This is a genomic window from Nitrobacter sp. TKz-YC01, assembly GCF_047824785.1.
Classification (GTDB): Bacteria; Pseudomonadota; Alphaproteobacteria; order Rhizobiales; family Xanthobacteraceae; genus Nitrobacter.
Map to the genome: position 1 here is coordinate 2,265,068 of NZ_CP181167.1, position 19,509 is coordinate 2,284,576.

The window sequence follows — 19,509 nt, forward strand, 5'->3', positions numbered from 1 at the left end:
AGACTCGCGGTCGGGCGAGCACCGCGCCGGCACATGGCCGGCTCGGCGATCACTTGCGCGGCCGCTTGGTGAGCTTGTAGGACCACCAGGCCGTGGCGTGGTTCCAGCTTTTAATAGGCTGGTTGCAGACTTTACAATCCGCCTGGCCCGTATCCTTGAACGGACTGGTGTAGACCGTCACGCTGTAGACAGCCCCGCAACCGGGACAGGTATATTCGCCGCCGTCGCGGGCTCGCACGCCAGGTTTTAGTTTTTGGGCCATAGCGGCCCGATAGCGCCCTCCGGTCCATTCCGCAAGTTGTTTTGATGGCTTATCCGAAGGGATCAAGATCAACGGCCCATGCGCAGCGCGGTTGAAAAGAAATGACCGGGCTAAAACCCGCGCAGACCGCTTGATTCAATCCGGGCGCAGCGCATCCGCCATTTCCCGGATGATCGCTTGCGCGGCGGCTTTCGGATTGTCCGCGGCGTAGATGGGCCTGCCCAACACCAGATAATCCGCTCCGGCACGCATGGCCTCAAACGGCGTGGCCACCCGCTTCTGGTCGTGTCTGGCGCCGCCGCTCGGGCGGATTCCAGGCGACACGATCATCAGCTTGTTGTTCGTCTGCTTGCGAAGCTCAGCGGCTTCCAACGCCGATGCGACGACGCCGTCGATCCCAACCTCAAGCGCCCGCCTGGCGCGCGCAACGACGAGGTCTTCTACGCTGCATTCGAATCCCATCTCCTTGATATCCTCGGCATCCATGCTCGTGAGCACGGTGACGCCGAGTATCTTCATGTCGGAATTCCCGCGACCGGCGACGGCGGCTTTCATGATGCTCGCGACGCCATGCACCGTCAGGAAGGCGATCTTCAACTCCGCCGCCTGGGCGACCGCGCGCTGAACGGTCTCTTCAATGTCGTAATACTTGTAGTCCAGGAAAACCCGCTTGCCTTCGGCGATCAGTTCCCTGGCGAACTCGTTTCCGCCGACGAGCTGGAGCCCCAGACCGACCTTGTAGAAAGAGACTTCATCGCCCAGGTCCCGGACAAGCTTTCTTGCATCCTCGATATTCCAGTAATCGAGAGCGACGATCAGCTTCTCGCGAGCAAGATCGGGATCGTGTGAGACAGTCATGTCTGCGGGCCGCCTTGGCGCGTGTCCAGAGTCATTGGAATTCTAAGGGGCTCGGTTTAAGGGTCTCGATTTTAAGGGTCTCGAAATGCGTCGAGGATTGGCCGGCAGTCGACACCTGACTTCTGAAGTCATTTTATATCGTAGAATCTGGCATACTTTTCTACAATCGAACTTAGCATATTTTGCTACAATGCAGACTTCCGACAACCATATATTACACGTAATGTTGGAACCCTCGCCCGCCTGCGGGCTTTCCATGATCTGATATGCCCACCAAAAAAGGCGAAAGTACTTATCGTTTGTCATTCATTCGAGGATTAATTTGATGCGTGCAACCCTCATCGCTCTCGCTCTGATCTGCTCGTGCGCTGCGGCTAACGCCTCGGACTGGGACCACCGGTATCCGTTTTGCATGATACTTTACACGCCGGTCGTGCACAACGATTGCAGCTTTACGTCGATTGAACAATGCATAGCGCGGGTAAGGGGCTTGCCCGCCCAATGCCAGAGGAACCCTTATTTCACCGGCGCGCAGAATTATCGGAGCCGGCACCGCCGACGTCATCACTGACGTCCATAACGTTTTCGAGCGAAGCATGTCCTCGGGCTTGAGCCCTAAGGATGGAAGCCGGTTCGCGTGAAGAAAACGCGTCAAAACATAAAGATACAAGATAGAGTCTTTTACCGTTTCCATGAGGCGGTGAAAGACTCTATCGAAGCGTCCGGCGCGCCATCGCAGTCTGTTTTCCGTCAATCCAGTTCGACGACGTGACCGTTCTCGAGTGAGACGCGCCGATCCATCCGATCCGCGAGTTCCATGTTGTGCGTCGCGATCAGCATTGACACCCGAGTCGCTTTCACAAGCTGCATCAGCGCATTGAATACATGATCCGCTGTTTGAGGGTCCAGGTTGCCGGTCGGTTCGTCGGCGAACAGTACCCGGGGTGCGTTGGCGACGGCTCGCGCGATCGCAACCCGCTGCTGCTCACCACCGGACAGTTCCGCCGGGCGGTGCGTGACCCGATCCTCAAGGCCGAGATAGGCGAGAATTTCGCGCGCGCGCTTGACCGTCTCGGCGCGCTTCAGACCACGGATCATCTGCGGCAGCATCACGTTTTCGAGCGCGGTGAATTCGGGAAGAAGGCGGTGCGACTGATAGACGAACCCGATATCGTTGCGCCTTATCTGCGTGCGCTCCACATCCGAAAGGCCGGACGTCGCGGCTCCTCCGATGTAGACCTCTCCCGCATCGGGGCTTTCGAGCAGCCCGGCAATATGCAGCAGGGTTGACTTGCCCGATCCCGAGGGAGCCACCAGTGCGACGGACTGGCCCGCCCACAAGGCAAGCTTGGTGCTGTCCAGAATCGTCAGCCGTGTTTCACCCTGCGTATATTCGCGCTTGATGTCGTGAAGATAGACAGTCGGCGTTTCCTTCTTTCCCTGTTCCATGTCCATCGCTCACTCGTACCGCAAGGCTTCGACGGGATCGAGGCGGGCCGCGCGCCATGACGGATAAAGAGTGGCGAGAAACGACAGCGTCAGCGCCATGATCACGACGGCGCTGGTCTCCCTCGCATCGATCTCGGCGGGCAGCTTGGACAGGAAATAAAGCTCCGGCGAGAACAGCTCGGTGCTGGTGAGCCACGAGAGGAAGGCCCGGATCGACTCGATGTTGAGGCAGACCAGCAGCCCGACGATAAAGCCCGTAAGCGTGCCGACCACGCCGATCGCGGCTCCCGTGATCAGGAAGATGCGCATGATCGCCCCTTGCGAGGCTCCCATGGTGCGCAGGATGGCGATATCGCTCCCCTTGTCCTTGACCAGCATGATCAGCCCCGACACGATATTCAGCGCCGCGACGAGGACGATCAGCGTCAGGATCAGGAACATCACATTGCGTTCAACCTGAAGCGCGTTGAAGAATGTGGAGTTCCGCTGCCGCCAGTCAACCAGAAACACCGGCCGACCGGCAGCCTCCGTCACCGATTTGCGAAAGTCGTCGATCCTGTCCGGATTGTCCGTGTAGACCTCGATCGAAGTGACATCGTTGGCGCGATTGAAATAGGCCTGCGCCTCGGCCAGCGGCATGAACACGAAGGTGGAGTCGTATTCGGACATGCCGATCTCGAACACCGCCGCGATCTTGTACGGCTTGATGCGTGGAGTCGTGCCCATCGGAGTCACCGCCCCGCGCGGCGCCACCAGCGTCACGCTGTCGCCCGCGTGCAGCGAGAGTTGATCGGCCAGGCGCCGGCCGATGGCCACGCCCTGCCCCTCGTCGAACCCGTCGAGCGTCCCCTGTTTGATGTTTCTGGCGATGGAGGTAAGGTTGTTGAGGTCATCGGCCCTGATGCCCCGGACAAAAACACCGGCGGCGTTATAGGGTGAAGAGCCCAGCGCCTGACCGTCGACGACGGGCGCGGCAAGCCGTATCCCCTGCACCTGGCTGACGCGGTCCGCGACTTCCTTCCAGTCGGTGAGCGGCGACTCCAGCGGCTGAACCAGGAGATGCCCGTTCAGGCCAAGGATCTTGCTGAGCAGTTCCGTGCGAAAGCCATTCATGACGGCCATCACGATGATCAGCGTGGCCACGCCGAGCATGATGCCGAGGAACGAGAATCCGGCGATGACGGAGATGAACCCTTCCTTCCGCCGCGCTCGCAGATAGCGTCCGGACAGCATCCACTCGAAGGCGGCAAAGGGCTTGGTCCGGAGCGGCTCGTTCATGGTCTCATCCATCGTTCGATAATCCCATGATTCGGACCAATTGTGGCCGGAATGGCATTGAGAAACGCGCGCGGTGGATAATCCGCCAGTGTCCCGATTCCGAAGTTCGCATACCCTTGCCGCAACCTTTGATACGAACTTCGGAATTAAAGGGACACTAGCAACTTTATGATTCTAGTGTGGTTTGGGTTCAGAAGTTCGCTTGACGGACTCGATGGGGTAACGAAGCGAACTTCTAAACCACCACACTACGCCATCAGCCGCGCAACCGCATCCTCCAGCGCGACACTCTCACGTGACCCGTCCCCGCGCCGCTTGATCTCGACCTTGCCTTCGGCGAGTCCCTTCGGACCCACCATTACCTGCCAGGGACTCCCGATCAAGTCGGCGGTTGCGAACTTCGCGCCTGCCCGCTGGTCGGTGTCATCGTAGAGCACATCGACGCCCTTGGCGGAGAGTTCGCGATAAATCCGCTCGCATGCCTCATCAGTATCGGTGGCGCCCTGTTTCAGATTCAGGATCGCGACCGTGAACGGCGCCACCGCCTCCGGCCATTTGATGCCCGCCTCATCATGACAGGCCTCGATGATCGCGCCGACGAGACGGGAGACGCCGACGCCGTAGGAACCGCCATGGATCGGCTGCTCGATACCGTCGGGGCCGGTCACCAGCGCCTTCATCGACTCGGAATACTTGGTGCCGAAGTAGAAGATCTGGCCGACCTCGATGCCGCGCGTATGAACGCGCCTTTCTTCCGGAACCTCGCGCTCATAGCGCGGCCCGTCGTGCACGTCCTCCGTCGCGGCATAGGCAGCGGTCCATTGCCTGACGATCGGCGTCAGATCGCCGTCGTAATCCACTTCCGTGCCGGGCACCGGAAGATCGAGAACATCCTTGTCGATATAGACGCCCGACTCGCCCGTCTCGGCAAGAACGATGAATTCATGGCTGAGATCGCCGCCGATCGGGCCGGTTTCCGCCCGCATCGGAATCGCCTTCAAGCCCATGCGCGCGAATGTGCGCAAGTAGGCGACGAACATCCTGTTGTAGGAGCGCCGCGCGCCGGCTTCATCGATATCGAAGGAATAGGCATCCTTCATGAGGAATTCACGACCGCGCATGACGCCGAAACGGGGACGCTGCTCGTCGCGGAACTTCCACTGGATATGATAGAGGTTGAGCGGCAGGCTCTTGTAGGAGCGGATATAGCCGCGGAAGATCTCGGTGATCATCTCCTCGTTGGTCGGACCATACAGCAGCTCGCGCTTGTGCCGATCCTGAATCCGCAACATCTCCGGCCCATAGGCGTCGTAACGCCCGCTCTCGCGCCAGAGGTCCGCGAGTTGCAGCGTCGGCATCAGCAGTTCGATCGCGCCGGCGCGGTTCTGCTCCTCGCGCACGATGGCCTCGATCTTCTTCAGCACCCGAAGACCCAGTGGAAGCCAGGCATAGATGCCGGCGGCCTCCTGGCGTATCATGCCCGCCCGCAGCATCAGCCGGTGCGAGACGATCTCGGCCTCCTTCGGAGTCTCCTTCAGAATCGGCAAAAAGAACCGCGACAGTCGCATGATCAGGCCTGGAATCGCTTGGGGATACGAATGCCGGCAGTGAAACCGGATCGGCCGGCAAAATACAAGGTCCGCGGGACGACAAGCCACGCGAAAACAGCCGAATTCACGCGCCTGAAGCATTTCAAGCACGCGGGCGGTAGCTACCTGTAGCGTTTACGAGGAAAGCATGTCCTCGGGCTTGACCTATCGGCGGAGTCTCACTGCTTGGCCTTCAGCCGGACCACCGGCGCAGGCGCGCGCGGTTTGTCCGCCTGCTCCGCTTGCGGGATTTCGGTCCAGCGTTGGCTCCCCTGCTCGCACTCCTGCTCGGCGGGGAAATAAAGGCTCTGTCCCACCCTGCCCGGAAGCCGGACCACCAGGCCGAACGTATCATAAAGGTTGTCCGGCAATGGACCGCCTCGCCAGATGACCTCCTCCACGACATCGGTGACGGTTTTTCCGTGCGGCCCCCGCACCGGCGCTTCGAGTTTCCTGCTCTTGATGTCGACTTTCCAGCCCGGCTTCATCTGCGGCTTCACCGACAGAATGCCTTCCGGCAGCCTGATCCGCAGCACGGTGGTCGCGCTGCCGTTGCAGCCGTGCGGCACGGTGAAGGTGAGATGCGCGTAACTGTCCGCTGCCGCATCCGAGGGCTGGACCGTGACATGCGCCAGCGCTGCCTCACATGAAGCCACCGCGACAGCCGCCGCGATGGCCGAACCGATCCGCGATCCCGGGACGCGCATCATTTCCCGCTTCCATCATGTGAATGATCCGGCGTGTTTTTCATCGCTCCGCCTGACGCGCTGGGCGCTCGCGTACCCATGCCTTCCACATCGAGCGTGACCGCAACGTCGCCAGCCTTCTCGAACTTAAGCGTGACGGGCACCTTCTCACCCTTCTTGAAGGGATGCCTGAGATCGAACAGCATCAGGTGATAGCCACCCGGCTCCAGCTTGACCGTCTTGCCCGGCTCGACGGCGAGGCCACCCTCGACCTGATTCATTTTCATCACGCCGTTGTTCATGCTCATCTCATGAACCTCGAGCCTCCCGGCGGCATCGGTCGAGCCACCGACAAGTTTATCAGCGACCGCACCTTTGTTTTCGATGGTGACGTATCCGACAGCGACCTTGGCGCCGCCCGCCGTGGCGCGGGTCCATGGCAGGGAAATGACCAGATCGCCCGCGCTGACGGATTCGGCGTGCACCGGCGTCGCCAGGCCAAGCGTGGCAACAGCCACCGCGCCGATCATGCCGCGGAATGTCAACCATGGTTTCATGACATGCTCCTTTTGGTTCTGTCACAGGCACTCACCATCGCACTTTGAACCCAGCATAGACCGCACGCCCGAATCCGGGTTCAAACAATGGTGAATTGGCGTTGGCGCGATCGAGGATCGAGGTGGAAGCGATGTAAGCCTTATTGCCGATATTGCGAGCCTCGATGTAGCCGGAATATCTGCCGCCATCGTCAAAACCGGCCTTCATTCCATAGATCGCGTAGGCGTCGGTGCTCAGCGTATTGGCGCTGTCCGCATAGTAGCCCTGCGGTACCCATTCGATATTCGGGCCAGCATAGAACCCGTTGGGATGCTTGTAGAGCAGTTCGCCCCGGACGTAGTGGCGCGGCGCCCCGGGCAGCAGATTGTTGCCGAACACCGGATCATTGACGAAGCGGAAATCGTTGAACGTATAGGCAACGTTGAGCCAGAGCCGGTCCGGCCGATCGCCGCGTTCGAACAGATTGCGAAAGATCGCGGCGCCCGCGCCAGCCTCGATGCCCTGATGCATCGTGCGATCGGCGTTGGTGACGTTGCAGTTACCGAACGCGCTGAACAGACAAAGCAGCTCGTTGTCGATCTGCGCCCGATAGTATGTCAGCTCCCAGGTGGCGTCAGGCCGCCGGGCGCGCGTGCCGATCTCGTACGTCGTCGCGCGCTGCGGCCGGATGCTGGTGAAAGGAATGTTGGGAATGTTGGGGCCATTGGCGCTCTCGCCGTAGCTCGGCACCTCGGCGCTTCGCGACACGTTGGCGAAGGCCTGCCAGGCCGGATCAATCTGCCACAACAATCCGCCCTTGGGACTCCAAAGACCGAACTCCGTCCGGCCCGACTGATCGCCGTCGCTCAAGAAGCGATCCTGCCGGTTGCGCGTCGCGTACAGAAACTGTGTGCCGGCGATCGCGGCGACGTTCGGCAGGAAATAGAACGAATCCTCGATGTAAACCGAGGTATTCCGCGAACGGTCAATCGACGACGACAGCAGCGCGCCCTTCTGCCCGGCGAGATTGGCGAATTGCTGGTTATCGATACTGCCATTGAGCAGGTTGACGCCCGCCACCAGCCGGTTGCGGTAGCCGCCGATCACGCGGTCATCGACCGCCCGCACGAACGCGCTGTAGTCCTTGTAACGATAGTCAAGCCATTGGAAGATCGGATGCATCAGATGGCGGTCGGTCCCGAAGACGCCGAATTCCACCGTCGTGTCATCGAACCGCATCGTGGTCTTGTTGCCTATGCGCACGGTGTCGATATTTCGTTGCCAGTCACCCGCGATATTGTTTGCGGCGGCTGTTTGAGGTGAAGTCAGCGCCGAAAATTTGCTGACGGCGCCCGGAATCCGTTGCCGGACATGATTGGCGTTGAGATAGAACCTCGTCTCGAAGTCCGGCGAAAACTGATAGCCGACATTGCCGCTCAGGCGGGTCGACTGGCCGGAGCTGTGATCGCGAAACCCGTCGCTGCGCTGCGTCGAGGCGGTGACGAAGCCGTCCCACGGGCCGTTGCTGCCACCGGTATTGGTCTGTAGCCGCCGGAAACCGAACGCGCCGGCATCGACGCTGACGCCGTTGATGAAGGGATCGCGGCCGGACGGCGTTACGAAATTGATGGCACCGCCGAGCGAATTGGCCCCGAGGCGCAGCGCATTGCCGCCCTTGAAGACCTCGACATATTTGTAGGCGGTCGGGTCGATCTCCTGAAAATCACCGTAGCCGTCGGCCGTGCTGATCGGGATCCCGTCCATATAGAGTTGCACGCCGCGCAGATGAAAGTTGCGCGACAGGCCCGAGCCGCGGATCGACAGCCGGGTATCGTCGCCCCATTTCGGCTGCGCGAACACGCCCGGCACATAATCCAGCACATCCTTGATGGTGTTTGAGACCGTCGAGTTCCTGTAGGCGTCGGCGGTCACCAGCGCGACGCCGCCTGGCGTCTGCTGGATCTCCTGCAACGCCTGCTGCGCGGTGGCGACCGTCAACGATCCGGGGACGGCTGCCGGAGCAGCAGCCTGCGACGGCACGCGTGCCTGGCGCGCGACCGGAACCGGCCGCGGCGCGCTTCGCAAGGCCTGCCTCGAGGGAAGCCGATGCGGTGTCGGCGCCGTTATCATCACCGGTGGCAGCGCGGTTCCTGGTACCGACTGCGCGAAAACGTCATAAGGTAATAGAACCGCAACTGTAGCCGCGAGCACGCCACAAAGCGCGCTACCGCCGCCGCGGACGGGGTGATTAAACATGATGATTATACTATCCTGATGCCGGACAATCGCCCGGAGCGTTCGAACGGATCTGGACCGCTGCGAAATCCCAGCGATCGCTCAAAATCTGCTGAATCAGGAAATGGCGGGTGGGCCGCGCGCCTGCGCGTTGGAGCCGTCCGCCGATGGCGGCAGGATGAAGGTCAGATCGCGCCAGCGGAGCGCTTTGATATCCCGCTCGACGTCGACAATGGAGGCTTGCGGATCAGTCGACGGGGTCGCGCTGCTGCCGACACAGCATAACGTACAGCAAGCGCCGCTTGCCTCCTGGTGGTCCGCCTGTTGTGAAATGCTGTCATCAGCGGCGTGGGTGCATATGACGCCCGCCGCGGGATCACCAAAGGTGTCGCTCAGCGCGCGGCAAGCCGCGATTGGTGCAAAAATCTGCACCAGCATCGCAAGCATGACGATCGGAAGAAGCCTTCCCAGCCGCCGGCGCATATTTCCCCCAGCCTTTCGCGCCGAGAGCTATCATGGCGGAAGTGGGGTGTCGAGCCGTCATTCCGGGCGGTTTGCCCAGCCTTCGAGCGAACTGGAGCGTTTTCAAGCGAAGCATATCCTCGGGCTTGACCCGAGGATGGATGCCGGTTCGCGTGAAGAAAACCATCAAATCAAAATCATGGAGCCCGCTTCTGATTCTATCAGAGACGGAAAGACTCTAGCCCGAAGCGCCCATCAACCGCGACAGCCGCTCCACATTCAGCAGGCCTGAATAATACGCCACGGCCGCGACACCATAGATCACCGCCGAAACGATCGTGGTCCAGATCACTTTGCGGCGCATCAAGGCTTTCACCGGAGCTCCCGGATCAGTGCCCGCGATGAGTTCGCCATCTTCATGCTGGCTCCGCACACCGAGCGGCAGCATCAGAAACAGCGTGATCCACCAGAAGATAAAATAGACGGCAAGACCGGAGAAAATTTTTGAAGCCATCAGGATTGCTCGATCTCGACAAGCGCGCCGGAAAAGTCTTTCGGATGGAAGAAAAGCACCGGCTTGCCGTGCGCGCCAATCTTCGGCTCGCCGTCACCAAGAACGCGCGCACCCTCTGCTATCAGGATATCACGAGTCGCGACGATGTCAGGAACCTCATAGCAGACATGGTGAATACCGCCATCGGCATTGCGCTCGACAAAATTCGCGATCGGAGATGCCTCGCCGAGCGGCTGAATGAACTCGATCTTCGTATTCGGCAGGACCGCGAACACCGTGATCACCCCATGTTCAGGCAGCGGCAGCGGAGCGGATATTTCCGCGCCGAAGGCGACGCCGTAGATCTTCGCCGCCTTTTCGGCGTCCCTGACGGCGATAGCCACATGATTGAGTCGACCCAGCATGTCATCCCGCAACGCAATGATCGGATTCGGCTCTGCCGCGCTCGCACCCTATCCAAGTCCGGAACAAAGTCCGGCAGATCACCGTCAAGGGACGGCACTGATCCACGCCACTATACCGCCTTCGAGCGAAGAGAGCCCGGCTCAGATTCAATCAGAAGCGGAAAATCCTTAGATCACCAGAACGTGAACATAGCAGAGCGGCTTCTTGCCCCACTGTTCCGCGACGGCGGCCCGCACCGCGCGGCGCAATGATTCAGCCATCGCATCCGGATCGCGCCGCAGCGTCCGCGAGAACCCTTTCGCGGTCGAGACCACCGTGTCGAAAACGATGTCGTCGAGCACCTCGCCGGCCATGTTCTTTTCCGGGATGCCGACGAGATCGACTTCGGGATCCTCGATCAGTTCACCCTTGGCCGTGACGGCGATCGCCACGAAGACGCAGCCGGCAAACGCCATGCGCCGCCGCTCGACGACCGCGCGCGACTTCGAATCCTCCAGGATGGCTCCATCCTTGTAAAGCCGTCCTGACGGCAATTCATCGATGATGCCCGGTTCTCCGGGCCCGAGCCGGACCAGATCGCCGTTCTTGCAGATCAGGACTTTCGGCACGCCGGAAGCCCGCGCCAGCTTCGCGTGTTCGGACAGATGCAAGGCCTCACCGTGCACCGGAATCAGCAGGCGTGGACGAACCCAGGAGATCATGTCCCGCAATTCGTCGCAGCGTGGATGACCGGAGACATGAACCAGCTGGGTGCGATCGGTGATGACCTCGATGCCCTGGGCCACAAGACCGTTGATGATCGCGCCGACGGCTTTCTCGTTGCCGGGAATGGTGCGTGAGGAAAAGATCACGGTGTCGCCACGGTTCAGCGTGACCTCCGGATGATCATCCCTCGCGATGCGGGCGAGCGCCGCCCTTGGCTCACCCTGGCTGCCCGTGCACAGCGCCAGAACCTTGTCGTGTGGAAGATGGCCATAGACATCGGCGCTGCGAAAATCCTGCATCCCGTTCAGATGTCCGGTCTCGCGCGCGACCTGTACCACGCGCGCCATCGCGCGGCCGACCACCACGACCTCGCGTCCCGCTTCACGCGCGGCATCAGCCACGGCACGCAGCCGCCCGACATTGGACGCGAAGGTGGTCACCGCGACCCGGCCCTTGGCCGCCTTCACCAGATCCGTGATGGTTCTCGCAACCTCGGTTTCGGACGCCGAGCGCCCGTCCCGCACCGCGTTGGTTGAATCGCCGATCAGCGCCAGCACGCCCTCGTCGCCGAGTTCGCGCAGGCGCCGTTCGTCGGTCGGCGGCCCGATGATGGGCGTCGGATCGATCTTCCAGTCGCCGGTATGCACAACGATTCCAGCCGCCGTATGAATCGCAAGGGCATGGGATTCAGGAATCGAATGCGCCACCGGAATGAATTCGACGCCAAAGGGACCGACCTCGATGCGCGCGCCCGAGGGCACGACAGTCACCGGGATGTCCGGCGCATTGCGTTCGGCCGCGCATTTGGCCTCGAATAACGCCGCGCTGAACTTCGTCGCATAGATCGGGCATTTCAAGCGCGGCCACAAATCGATGATGGCGCCGAAGTGATCCTCATGCGCGTGCGTCAGCACGAGGCCGACGAGGTTCTTTCGTTCCTGCTCGAGAAACCGGATGTCCGGCATGATCAGATCGATCCCCGGCAGATGCTCTTCGTCGCCGAAGGACACGCCGAGATCCACCGCCAGCCAGCTTCGCTGATGACGATTGCCGAGCCCGTAGATCGACAGGTTCATGCCGATCTCACCCACGCCGCCGAGCGGGGCAAACATCAACTCATCAGGCCGCGCTATCATGTTGCTCCGACCGAGGCAGCCGCGCCGAAATACACGTCACCGGCGGAGACAGCCACTCGCCTGCCGTCGGAGGTCACGACGATCAAACAACCGTCCTTGTCGATGGTATCAAACAGACCGGATATCGTCGATGAATCAGACCGGATCGAAACGTGCTGACCAACTCCGGCCGCCCGCTCAAGCCATAGACGCCTGATCTCGCCAAAGCCGCGGCCCTTGTCCCAGATGGCCCGAAACTCAGCCCAGGCCTCGGTCAGCGCCCGAAACAAATCCTCCGCGCCGATGTCGATCCCGATGTCGCGCAGCGAGATCGCCGGATACGGCATTCCCTCGGGCGCGGCGGCGACATTGGCGCCTGTGCCGACGACAACGGCCAATCGGCCCTGTGCGACGGTCTCCGCCTCCAGCAGGACGCCCGCGAGCTTCCCCCCGCCTACCAGCACGTCATTGGGCCATTTCAGATGAAACGTCACGTTCTCAGAGCCCGGAGACCTCATGCGCGCCTCAAGGCTGACGGTTCGCAGCGCGGCTTCGAGCGCCAGCCCCGCCGCGAAGCTCAGGGTCGCGGCGACGGCGGGCGAGGCATCGATCACCTCGAGCACGCTGCATGCCAGATTGCCCCGGGGAGATATCCAGCTCCGCTGCCGGCGACCGCGTCCAGCTGTCTGCTCCGCCGCAACCAGCCAGGTCGGACCGGTCTCGCCCGCTCGCGCGCGCACCAGAGCCTCGGCGTTGGTCGAGCCGATGCGATCGAAGACCGCCAGGCCGTAACCAGCCGATGCAGCTCGTGGACCGAGCGAAAATGCCATTCGAACAATGCCGTCAGAACAATGACTTCGCAGCCGCCGTGGCGGCGCTGACCAGAGGTCCGGGATAGGCGAAGAACAGCATGTTGAAAAGCGCGGTCGCGGCCACGATCGAACGCAATTCGAGATGAACGGCGTCTGTCGCCTCGGCCCGCTCGTCGAAATACATCACCTTGATTACGTTGAGATAGTAGAACGCGCCGACCACGCTGGTGATGACGCCGATCACGGACAGCGCGAACAGCCCCGCCTTGATGGCCGCGCTGAAGACATAAAACTTAGCGAAGAAACCGGCCAGCGGCGGTATTCCGGCCAGTGAAAACAGCAGCATGGCGAAGCAGAACGCCAGCAGCGGATTGGTCCGCGACAATCCCGCGAAATCGCTGATCTGCTCCAGGGGCTGACCGTTGCGGTTCATGGCGAGAATGACCGTGAAGGCACCGAACGTCATCACGGTATAGATGACGAGATACAGCACAACGCCCTGCGCGCCTTCGACCGTTCCGGCGGCGAGACCGACCAGCGCGAAACCCATGTGGCCGATCGATGAATAAGCCATCAGGCGCTTGATGTTGCGCTGCCCGATCGCACCGAACGAGCCCAGCGCCATGGACGCGATCGCCACGAAAACCACGATCTGCTGCCACTCGGCGACGACCCCGGAGAATGCCGTCAGCACCACCCGGGTGAAAACCGCCATCGCCGCGATCTTCGGCGCCGAGGCGAAGAAAGCCGTGACCGGAGTCGGCGCTCCCTCGTAAACATCAGGCGTCCACATATGGAACGGCACCACCGACACCTTGAAACAAAGGCCGGCCAGCAGAAAGACGATACCGAAGACGATGCCGGCGCTGCCGCTCTTCGCGGCGGCTGCAATGCCGGCGAAGCTGACGGTTCCCGTGAAGCCATAGATCAGCGAAGCGCCGTAGAGCAGCATCCCCGACGCCAGCGCGCCAAGAACGAAGTATTTCAAGCCCGCCTCGGTCGACTTCACATGGTCGCGGTTGCTCGCCGCCACCACGTAAAGCGCAAGGCTCATCAATTCGAGCCCGAGATACAGCATGATCAGGTCGGCCGCCGAAATCAGCACCATCATGCCGACCGTCGAAAGCATCACCAGGATCGCGAACTCGAACATCCGGCGCGACTGGTCCCGAAGAAACTCCCGCGACAGAACGAGCGTTGCCGCGGAGCCGAGCAAGGCGAGTATCTTCAGAAATCGCGCGAAGTCATCGACGATGAAGCTGCCGCCGAACGTAATCAGCTTGCCGCCGGACAACAGATATTCGATCACGCCGGTCCCGATCAGGAAGCAGATCGCAAGACCGGTTACGACACCGGCCGCGCGCTGGCCGCACCATGCCCCGAGCAGCAGCAACACCATCGCGCCGCCCGCCAGCACGATCTCCGGCAGGACGGGAAGAAGTTGATATCCGGCGGCCTCAAACATCATAGCTGGCGTCCCTGACCTGCCGTCATCATGGCAGCGCCGCCGCCTTGATGGCGGCTGTCGCGCTTGCGTAGTTATTGACGAGATTTTGTACGGAAGCCGCCGAGAAATCGAGCACCGGCTTCGGATAAACGCCGAACAGGATCGTCAGCACCACAAGCGGCGCCAGCGTCAGGCCCTCGCGGAAAGTCAGATCCTTGATGGTCGCGAGCGACGGCTTGACCAGCGCCCCGAACACGATCTTGCGATAGAGCCACAAGGCATACGCCGCCGACAGGATCACGCCGAGCGTTGCCGCCACCGCCGTGGGAATGCTGACCTTGAAGGTTCCGATCAGCGCCAGAAACTCGCCGACAAATCCGGACGTTCCGGGCAGCCCGACATTGGCCATCGTAAAAATGAGAAACACCAGCGCATAAAGCGGCATCCGATTGACGAGCCCGCCATAGGCCGCGATTTCGCGCGTGTGCATCCGGTCGTAAACGACACCGACACATAGAAACAGCGCGCCCGACACGATGCCGTGCGAGACCATCTGGAATACGCCGCCGTGAACGCCCTGCATGGTGCCGGCAAAGATTCCCATCGTCACGAAGCCCATGTGAGCTACCGACGAATAGGCGATCAGCTTCTTCATGTCCTCCTGCATCAGCGCGACCAGCGAGGTGTAGACGATCGCGATCGCCGACATCGCGAACACCAGCGGCGCGAAGTCATGCGACGCAAGCGGGAACATCGGCAGCGAGAACCGCAGGAAGCCATAGCCTCCCATCTTCAGCAGGATCGCCGCGAGGATCACCGATCCCGCCGTGGGCGCTTCCACATGCGCATCCGGAAGCCAGGTGTGCACCGGCCACATCGGCATCTTGACCGCGAACGACGCAAAGAAGGCGAGCCACGCCCACATCTGCAAATTGTACGGGACAGGGGTTTGCATCAAGGTCGGGATGTCGGTGGTTCCGGCATTCCAGTAGAGCGCCATGATGGCCAGCAGCATCAGCACCGAGCCGAGCAGCGTATAGAGAAAGAACTTGAAGGTCGCATAGACGCGGCGTGGACCGCCCCAGATCCCGATGATCAGGAACATCGGAATCAGACCGCCTTCAAAGAACACGTAGAACAGCAGCAGATCGAGCGCCGAGAACGTGCCGATCATCAGCGTTTCCAGAATCAGAAACGCCATCATGTAGGCCGGCACTCGGCGGGCAATCGATTTCCAGCTTGCGACGATGCACAGCGGCATCAACGCCGTGGTGAGAATGACGAACGGCAGCGAGATGCCGTCCACTCCCATGTGATAGCGAATGCCGGTGGCAAGCCAGGTCGCCTGCTCGACGAACTGGAACCCCGTATTGGTCGGATCGAAGCGCGTCACCAGGAGCAGCGACACCGCGAAGGTGACGATCGTGGTCCACAGTGCGATCCAGCGCGCGGTTCGGTTGGCGGCTTCGTCGCTGCCGCGAGCCATGACGTAAATCAGAATCGCGCCGAGCGCCGGCAGAAAGGTCGTGACGGACAGAATAGGCCAGGTCGTCATTCTTACTGGCCTCCCGAGAACATGAACCAGGTGATCAGACCGGCAACGCCGATCAGCATCGCGAACGCATAGTGATACAGGTAGCCCGTCTGCAGCCGGACGACATTGCGGGTGACATCGAGCACCCCGGACGAAACGCCATCCGGACCGAATCCGTCAATGGTCAAGCCGTCGCCCTTCTTCCACAGGAAGCGGCCGAGCCACTTCGCCGGGCGCACGAAGATCACCTCGTAGAGTTCGTCGAAGTACCACTTGTTGAGCAGAAACTTGTAGAGCATCTGATGCTCGCGCGCGAGCTGGACCGGGATATCGGGCCGGCGGATATAGAACAGCCACGCCACCGCAAACCCCAGGATCATCATCACGGTCGGCAGGAAGGCGATCGTCTTCGGAATGTGGTGCATTTCCTCAAGAATGTGCGGATGCATCTTCACGGATTCCCGGAAGAACTCCTCGACCCCGTGCCCGGTGAACAATTCCTTGAATGGAAAGCCGGCGAGGATCGATCCGGCCGCAAGAATGCCGATCGGAATCAGCATCCAGATCGGGCTTTCATGCGCGGCTTTATAATGCGCCTGATCATGCGGCTTGCCGTGGAAGGTTTTGAAGATCAGCCGCCACGAATAGAAGGATGTGAGGCCGGCGGCCGCCACGGTCATGAGGAAGCCGTAGTAGGCGAACGGATTGTGAGACACGTAGGCGGATTCGATGATCGCGTCCTTCGAAAAATACCCGGCTGTCAGCGGAAACCCGGTCAGCGCCAGCGTCCCGATCACCATGACGAAGTATGTATACGGAATGCGATCCTTCAGGCCGCCCATATTGCGGATGTCCTGCTCGTGATGCATCGCATAGATCACCGATCCCGAGCCCAGGAACAGCAGCGCCTTGAAGAAGGCGTGAGTGAACAGGTGGAACATGCCGACGGTGTAGGCCCCTGCTCCCATCGCCACGAACATGTAGCCGAGCTGCGAGCAGGTCGAATACGCCACGATGCGCTTGATGTCGTTCTGCACGAGGCCGACCGTCGCCGCGAAGATCGCCGTCGTCGCGCCGATGAACATCACGAAAGCCTGCGCGTCCGGTGACAGTTCAAACAACGGCGACAACCGCGCCACCATGAACACGCCCGCGGTCACCATGGTGGCCGCATGGATCAGCGCCGACACCGGCGTCGGGCCTTCCATCGCGTCGGGCAGCCAGGTGTGCAGCAGCAACTGAGCCGACTTGCCCATCGCGCCCATGAACAGCAGCAGGCAGATCAGCGTGAGCGCGTTGACGTCCCAGGCCAGGAAATGGATCGTCTTCCCGGTCAGTCCCGGCGCCGCGCTGAAGATGGTGTCGAAATCGGTCGAGCCGACCAGCATGAACACTGCGAAAATGCCGAGCGAAAAGCCGAAGTCGCCGACGCGGTTGACCACGAACGCCTTGATCGCCGCCGCATTCGCCGACGGCTTCTGATACCAGAATCCGATCAGCAGATAGCTTGCAAGGCCGACGCCTTCCCAGCCGAAGAACAGCTGGACCAGGTTGTCCGACGTCACCAGCATCAGCATCGCGAAGGTGAACAGCGACAGGTAGCCGAAGAAGCGCGGCCGGTGGGGATCCTCGTCCATGTAGCCGATGGAATAGAAATGCACGAGCGAGGACACGGTGGTGACCACCACCAGCATCACCGCCGTCAGCGTATCGACCCTTAACGACCAGCCGATCTGGAGATCGCCGGAGGAGATCCACGAGAACAGCGCGATCCGCGCATCGTGATGCATGAAGCCCACGTCGACCAGCGTGATCCATGACAGGACCGCCGACGCAATCAGCAAAGTGGTCGTGATCAGTTCGGCGGCGCGCGATCCCGCCGCCGGCGGTTCGTTGACGTGATGGTCGTCGTGGCCGTGGGAGTCACCATGCCCGTGATCATCATGCGCCGCCGCCGCGTGAGCATGACCGTGGCCGTCATGATGATCGACCGCATCGCCGCTGGGATTACGCCAATGCGCGCCGAGCAGCGCAATCAGCCCGGCGAGGATCGCGCCGATCAGCGGCAGAAAGACGATTGCCTCGATCATTCACCCACCCCATGGAGCATGATCCCGCAGCCAATGCATCCATTGGCCGGAGAAAGCCGGTACCCACTTTTCCGGATCATGCTTCAGCCCTTCATCAGATTGACGTCCTCAACCGCGATCGAGCCGCGGTTGCGGAAATACACGACGAGAATAGCAAGGCCGATCGCCGCCTCGGCCGCGGCGACCGTCAGCACCAGCAGCGTGAACACCTGTCCGACGATGTCGCCCAGGAACGTCGAGAACGCCACCAGGTTGATGTTGACCGCCAGCAGGATCAATTCCACCGACATCAGGATGATGATGATGTTCTTGCGGTTCAGAAAGATGCCGAGCGTCCCCAGCGTGAACAGGATCGCGCCAACCGCCAGGTAGTGTCCGAGGCCGATTGTCATTTCACCCACTCCGCCTGGTCGGCGTCCTGCAATCCCTGCCCCGAGGCGACCTGGCGCACGCTCATGGCCATCTCGGGCGTCCGGGCGTTCTGGACGTTGATATCCTGACGCTTGACGCCGGCCCTGTGACGCAGCGTCAGCACGATGGCGCCGATCATCGCCACCAGCAACACCATGCCGGCGAGCTGGAAGTAATGAATGTACTTCGTGTAGAGCACGAGGCCGAGCGCCTCGGTATTGCTGACGTCGCCCGGAATGGCCGCCGTGATCGATTTCGTGACGGCCGGATTGAGGGTCCAGCCGCCGACGACGAGCAGCAGTTCCAGCAGGAAGATCGCCGCGATCACCAGGCCGAACGGCAGGTATTCGAGAAAGCCCTCGCGTAGTTCAGCGAAATCCACGTCCAGCATCATGATCACGAAGAGGAACAACACCGCGACCGCGCCGACATAGACCACGATGAGGATCATCGCGAGGAATTCCGCGCCCATCAGGATGAACAGACCGGCGGCGTTGACGAATGCGAGAATGAGAAACAGCACCGAGTGCACGGGATTGCGCGACGAGATGACCATCGCGGCCGATGCGACGCACACGCCGGCGAACAGATAAAAGAACAGCGCGGGAAGGATCATGCCCCTACCTCACCGATACGGCGCGTCGAGCTCGATCGCCTTCGCGATCTCGCGTTCCCAACGGTCGCCGTTGGCGAGCAGCTTGGCCTTGTCATAATAAAGCTCCTCGCGGGTCTCGGTCGCGAATTCGAAGTTCGGTCCCTCGACGATGGCGTCGACCGGACAGGCCTCCTGGCACAATCCGCAATAGATGCATTTCACCATGTCGATGTCGTAGCGCACCGTGCGGCGGGTGCCGTCGTTGCGGCGCGGCCCGGCCTCGATGGTGATGGCCTGCGCCGGACAGACCGCCTCGCACAGCTTGCAGGCGATGCAGCGTTCCTCGCCGTTCGGATAACGGCGTAGCGCGTGCTCGCCGCGGAAGCGCGGCGAAATCGGATTCTTCTCGAACGGGTAGTTGATCGTCGGCTTCGGCTTGAAAAAATACCGCATGGTGAGGAAGAACGCCGAGATGAACTCGGTCAGCAGGAGCGAACGGGCTGTTGCGTTGATACTCATGATACC

General features: G+C 61.2%; 20 protein-coding genes. 1 reads left to right on the forward strand and 19 read right to left on the reverse strand.

The features are described from left to right. Positions 1-49: 49 nt before the first annotated feature. Positions 50-262, reverse strand: coding sequence for a CPXCG motif-containing cysteine-rich protein (locus tag ACMYR2_RS10685; RefSeq protein ID WP_347265463.1), 213 nt, complete (start codon positions 260-262; stop codon positions 50-52). 135 nt (positions 263-397) lie between these two features. Then, positions 398-1,120 carry an orotidine-5'-phosphate decarboxylase gene (pyrF, locus tag ACMYR2_RS10690; protein WP_347265464.1) on the reverse strand — a complete coding sequence of 241 codons (723 nt, stop codon included), beginning with the start codon at positions 1,118-1,120 and terminating at the stop codon, positions 398-400. Between the two features lie 325 nt (positions 1,121-1,445). Between pyrF and ACMYR2_RS10695 the strand changes: the two genes are divergently transcribed. Continuing rightward, positions 1,446-1,691, forward strand: a complete 246-nt coding sequence (locus ACMYR2_RS10695) for a DUF3551 domain-containing protein (RefSeq protein WP_416192901.1) — start codon at positions 1,446-1,448, stop codon at positions 1,689-1,691. A gap of 179 nt (positions 1,692-1,870) precedes the next feature. On the opposite strand, the gene ACMYR2_RS10700 is transcribed toward ACMYR2_RS10695, so the two are convergent. The 17 genes from ACMYR2_RS10700 to nuoI form a co-directional block, all read right to left on the reverse strand. Beyond that, positions 1,871-2,569 (reverse strand): ABC transporter ATP-binding protein, encoded by a 699-nt coding sequence (locus ACMYR2_RS10700; RefSeq protein ID WP_347262780.1) that lies wholly within the window; start codon positions 2,567-2,569, stop codon positions 1,871-1,873. A 9-nt stretch (positions 2,570-2,578) separates the two neighbouring features. After that, positions 2,579-3,859 (reverse strand): lipoprotein-releasing ABC transporter permease subunit, encoded by a 1,281-nt coding sequence (locus ACMYR2_RS10705; protein ID WP_347262781.1) that lies wholly within the window; start codon positions 3,857-3,859, stop codon positions 2,579-2,581. A 236-nt stretch (positions 3,860-4,095) separates the two neighbouring features. Beyond that, a complete protein-coding gene (gene proS / locus ACMYR2_RS10710) occupies positions 4,096-5,415 on the reverse strand; it encodes a proline--tRNA ligase (RefSeq protein WP_347262782.1) in 1,320 nt (439 codons plus the stop codon). Between the two features lie 200 nt (positions 5,416-5,615). After that, positions 5,616-6,146, reverse strand: a complete 531-nt coding sequence (locus ACMYR2_RS10715; protein ID WP_347262783.1) for a YcnI family protein — start codon at positions 6,144-6,146, stop codon at positions 5,616-5,618. Next, a complete protein-coding gene (locus ACMYR2_RS10720) occupies positions 6,143-6,679 on the reverse strand; it encodes a copper chaperone PCu(A)C (RefSeq protein ID WP_347262784.1) in 537 nt (178 codons plus the stop codon). Before ACMYR2_RS10720 ends, ACMYR2_RS10715 begins: the two co-directional genes overlap by 4 nt. A 31-nt stretch (positions 6,680-6,710) precedes the next feature. Continuing rightward, positions 6,711-8,915 (reverse strand): TonB-dependent receptor domain-containing protein, encoded by a 2,205-nt coding sequence (locus ACMYR2_RS10725; RefSeq protein WP_347262785.1) that lies wholly within the window; start codon positions 8,913-8,915, stop codon positions 6,711-6,713. A 96-nt stretch (positions 8,916-9,011) separates the two neighbouring features. Continuing rightward, positions 9,012-9,377 (reverse strand): DUF2946 domain-containing protein, encoded by a 366-nt coding sequence (locus ACMYR2_RS10730; protein ID WP_347262786.1) that lies wholly within the window; start codon positions 9,375-9,377, stop codon positions 9,012-9,014. A 217-nt stretch (positions 9,378-9,594) separates the two neighbouring features. Continuing rightward, positions 9,595-9,870 (reverse strand): DUF1467 family protein, encoded by a 276-nt coding sequence (locus ACMYR2_RS10735; RefSeq protein ID WP_347262787.1) that lies wholly within the window; start codon positions 9,868-9,870, stop codon positions 9,595-9,597. Then, entirely contained in the window at positions 9,870-10,274 is a 405-nt protein-coding gene (gene mce / locus ACMYR2_RS10740; RefSeq protein ID WP_347262788.1) for a methylmalonyl-CoA epimerase, read from the reverse strand. Before mce ends, ACMYR2_RS10735 begins: the two co-directional genes overlap by 1 nt. Positions 10,275-10,442: 168 nt before the next feature. Continuing rightward, on the reverse strand, positions 10,443-12,113 hold the full coding sequence (locus ACMYR2_RS10745) for a ribonuclease J (RefSeq protein WP_347262822.1): 1,671 nt from the start codon (positions 12,111-12,113) through the stop codon (positions 10,443-10,445). Further along, positions 12,113-12,925 (reverse strand): biotin--[acetyl-CoA-carboxylase] ligase, encoded by an 813-nt coding sequence (locus tag ACMYR2_RS10750; protein ID WP_416192902.1) that lies wholly within the window; start codon positions 12,923-12,925, stop codon positions 12,113-12,115. The genes ACMYR2_RS10745 and ACMYR2_RS10750 overlap by 1 nt, the downstream gene beginning before the upstream one ends. Before the next feature lie 13 nt (positions 12,926-12,938). Further along, positions 12,939-14,375 carry an NADH-quinone oxidoreductase subunit NuoN gene (gene nuoN / locus ACMYR2_RS10755; RefSeq protein ID WP_416192903.1) on the reverse strand — a complete coding sequence of 479 codons (1,437 nt, stop codon included), beginning with the start codon at positions 14,373-14,375 and terminating at the stop codon, positions 12,939-12,941. 25 nt (positions 14,376-14,400) lie between these two features. Continuing rightward, positions 14,401-15,909, reverse strand: a complete 1,509-nt coding sequence (locus ACMYR2_RS10760; protein WP_347262791.1) for an NADH-quinone oxidoreductase subunit M — start codon at positions 15,907-15,909, stop codon at positions 14,401-14,403. Between the two features lie 2 nt (positions 15,910-15,911). Continuing rightward, the gene (gene nuoL, locus ACMYR2_RS10765) at positions 15,912-17,978 is read right to left on the reverse strand and encodes an NADH-quinone oxidoreductase subunit L (RefSeq protein WP_416192904.1); all 2,067 of its coding nucleotides are present in this window, start codon (positions 17,976-17,978) and stop codon (positions 15,912-15,914) included. An 83-nt stretch (positions 17,979-18,061) separates the two neighbouring features. Next, entirely contained in the window at positions 18,062-18,370 is a 309-nt protein-coding gene (gene nuoK, locus ACMYR2_RS10770; RefSeq protein WP_011315133.1) for an NADH-quinone oxidoreductase subunit NuoK, read from the reverse strand. Then, complete coding sequence (locus tag ACMYR2_RS10775) at positions 18,367-19,005, reverse strand: NADH-quinone oxidoreductase subunit J (protein ID WP_011315134.1); 639 nt, start codon at positions 19,003-19,005, stop codon at positions 18,367-18,369. Before ACMYR2_RS10775 ends, nuoK begins: the two co-directional genes overlap by 4 nt. A gap of 9 nt (positions 19,006-19,014) precedes the next feature. Beyond that, positions 19,015-19,503, reverse strand: a complete 489-nt coding sequence (gene nuoI / locus ACMYR2_RS10780; protein WP_011315135.1) for an NADH-quinone oxidoreductase subunit NuoI — start codon at positions 19,501-19,503, stop codon at positions 19,015-19,017. Positions 19,504-19,509 lie beyond the last annotated feature (6 nt).

Bases quoted from the DNA above. Each gene is read 5' to 3' on its own strand.
- ACMYR2_RS10700 (WP_347262780.1), bottom strand. From the start codon at position 2,569: ATGGAACAGGGAAAGAAGGAAACGCCGACTGTCTATCTTCACGACATC.
- proS (WP_347262782.1), bottom strand. From the start codon at position 5,415: ATGCGACTGTCGCGGTTCTTTTTGCCGATTCTGAAGGAGACTCCGAAG.
- ACMYR2_RS10705 (WP_347262781.1), bottom strand. From the start codon at position 3,859: ATGGATGAGACCATGAACGAGCCGCTCCGGACCAAGCCCTTTGCCGCC.
- mce (WP_347262788.1), bottom strand. From the start codon at position 10,274: ATGCTGGGTCGACTCAATCATGTGGCTATCGCCGTCAGGGACGCCGAA.
- pyrF (WP_347265464.1), bottom strand. From the start codon at position 1,120: ATGACTGTCTCACACGATCCCGATCTTGCTCGCGAGAAGCTGATCGTC.
- ACMYR2_RS10685 (WP_347265463.1), bottom strand. From the start codon at position 262: ATGGCCCAAAAACTAAAACCTGGCGTGCGAGCCCGCGACGGCGGCGAA.
- nuoN (WP_416192903.1), bottom strand. From the start codon at position 14,375: ATGATGTTTGAGGCCGCCGGATATCAACTTCTTCCCGTCCTGCCGGAG.
- ACMYR2_RS10720 (WP_347262784.1), bottom strand. From the start codon at position 6,679: ATGAAACCATGGTTGACATTCCGCGGCATGATCGGCGCGGTGGCTGTT.
- ACMYR2_RS10695 (WP_416192901.1), top strand. From the start codon at position 1,446: ATGCGTGCAACCCTCATCGCTCTCGCTCTGATCTGCTCGTGCGCTGCG.
- ACMYR2_RS10735 (WP_347262787.1), bottom strand. From the start codon at position 9,870: ATGGCTTCAAAAATTTTCTCCGGTCTTGCCGTCTATTTTATCTTCTGG.
- ACMYR2_RS10750 (WP_416192902.1), bottom strand. From the start codon at position 12,925: ATGGCATTTTCGCTCGGTCCACGAGCTGCATCGGCTGGTTACGGCCTG.
- ACMYR2_RS10715 (WP_347262783.1), bottom strand. From the start codon at position 6,146: ATGATGCGCGTCCCGGGATCGCGGATCGGTTCGGCCATCGCGGCGGCT.
- ACMYR2_RS10775 (WP_011315134.1), bottom strand. From the start codon at position 19,005: ATGATCCTTCCCGCGCTGTTCTTTTATCTGTTCGCCGGCGTGTGCGTC.
- ACMYR2_RS10760 (WP_347262791.1), bottom strand. From the start codon at position 15,909: ATGACGACCTGGCCTATTCTGTCCGTCACGACCTTTCTGCCGGCGCTC.
- ACMYR2_RS10725 (WP_347262785.1), bottom strand. From the start codon at position 8,915: ATGTTTAATCACCCCGTCCGCGGCGGCGGTAGCGCGCTTTGTGGCGTG.
- nuoI (WP_011315135.1), bottom strand. From the start codon at position 19,503: ATGAGTATCAACGCAACAGCCCGTTCGCTCCTGCTGACCGAGTTCATC.
- nuoK (WP_011315133.1), bottom strand. From the start codon at position 18,370: ATGACAATCGGCCTCGGACACTACCTGGCGGTTGGCGCGATCCTGTTC.
- nuoL (WP_416192904.1), bottom strand. From the start codon at position 17,978: ATGATCGAGGCAATCGTCTTTCTGCCGCTGATCGGCGCGATCCTCGCC.
- ACMYR2_RS10730 (WP_347262786.1), bottom strand. From the start codon at position 9,377: ATGCGCCGGCGGCTGGGAAGGCTTCTTCCGATCGTCATGCTTGCGATG.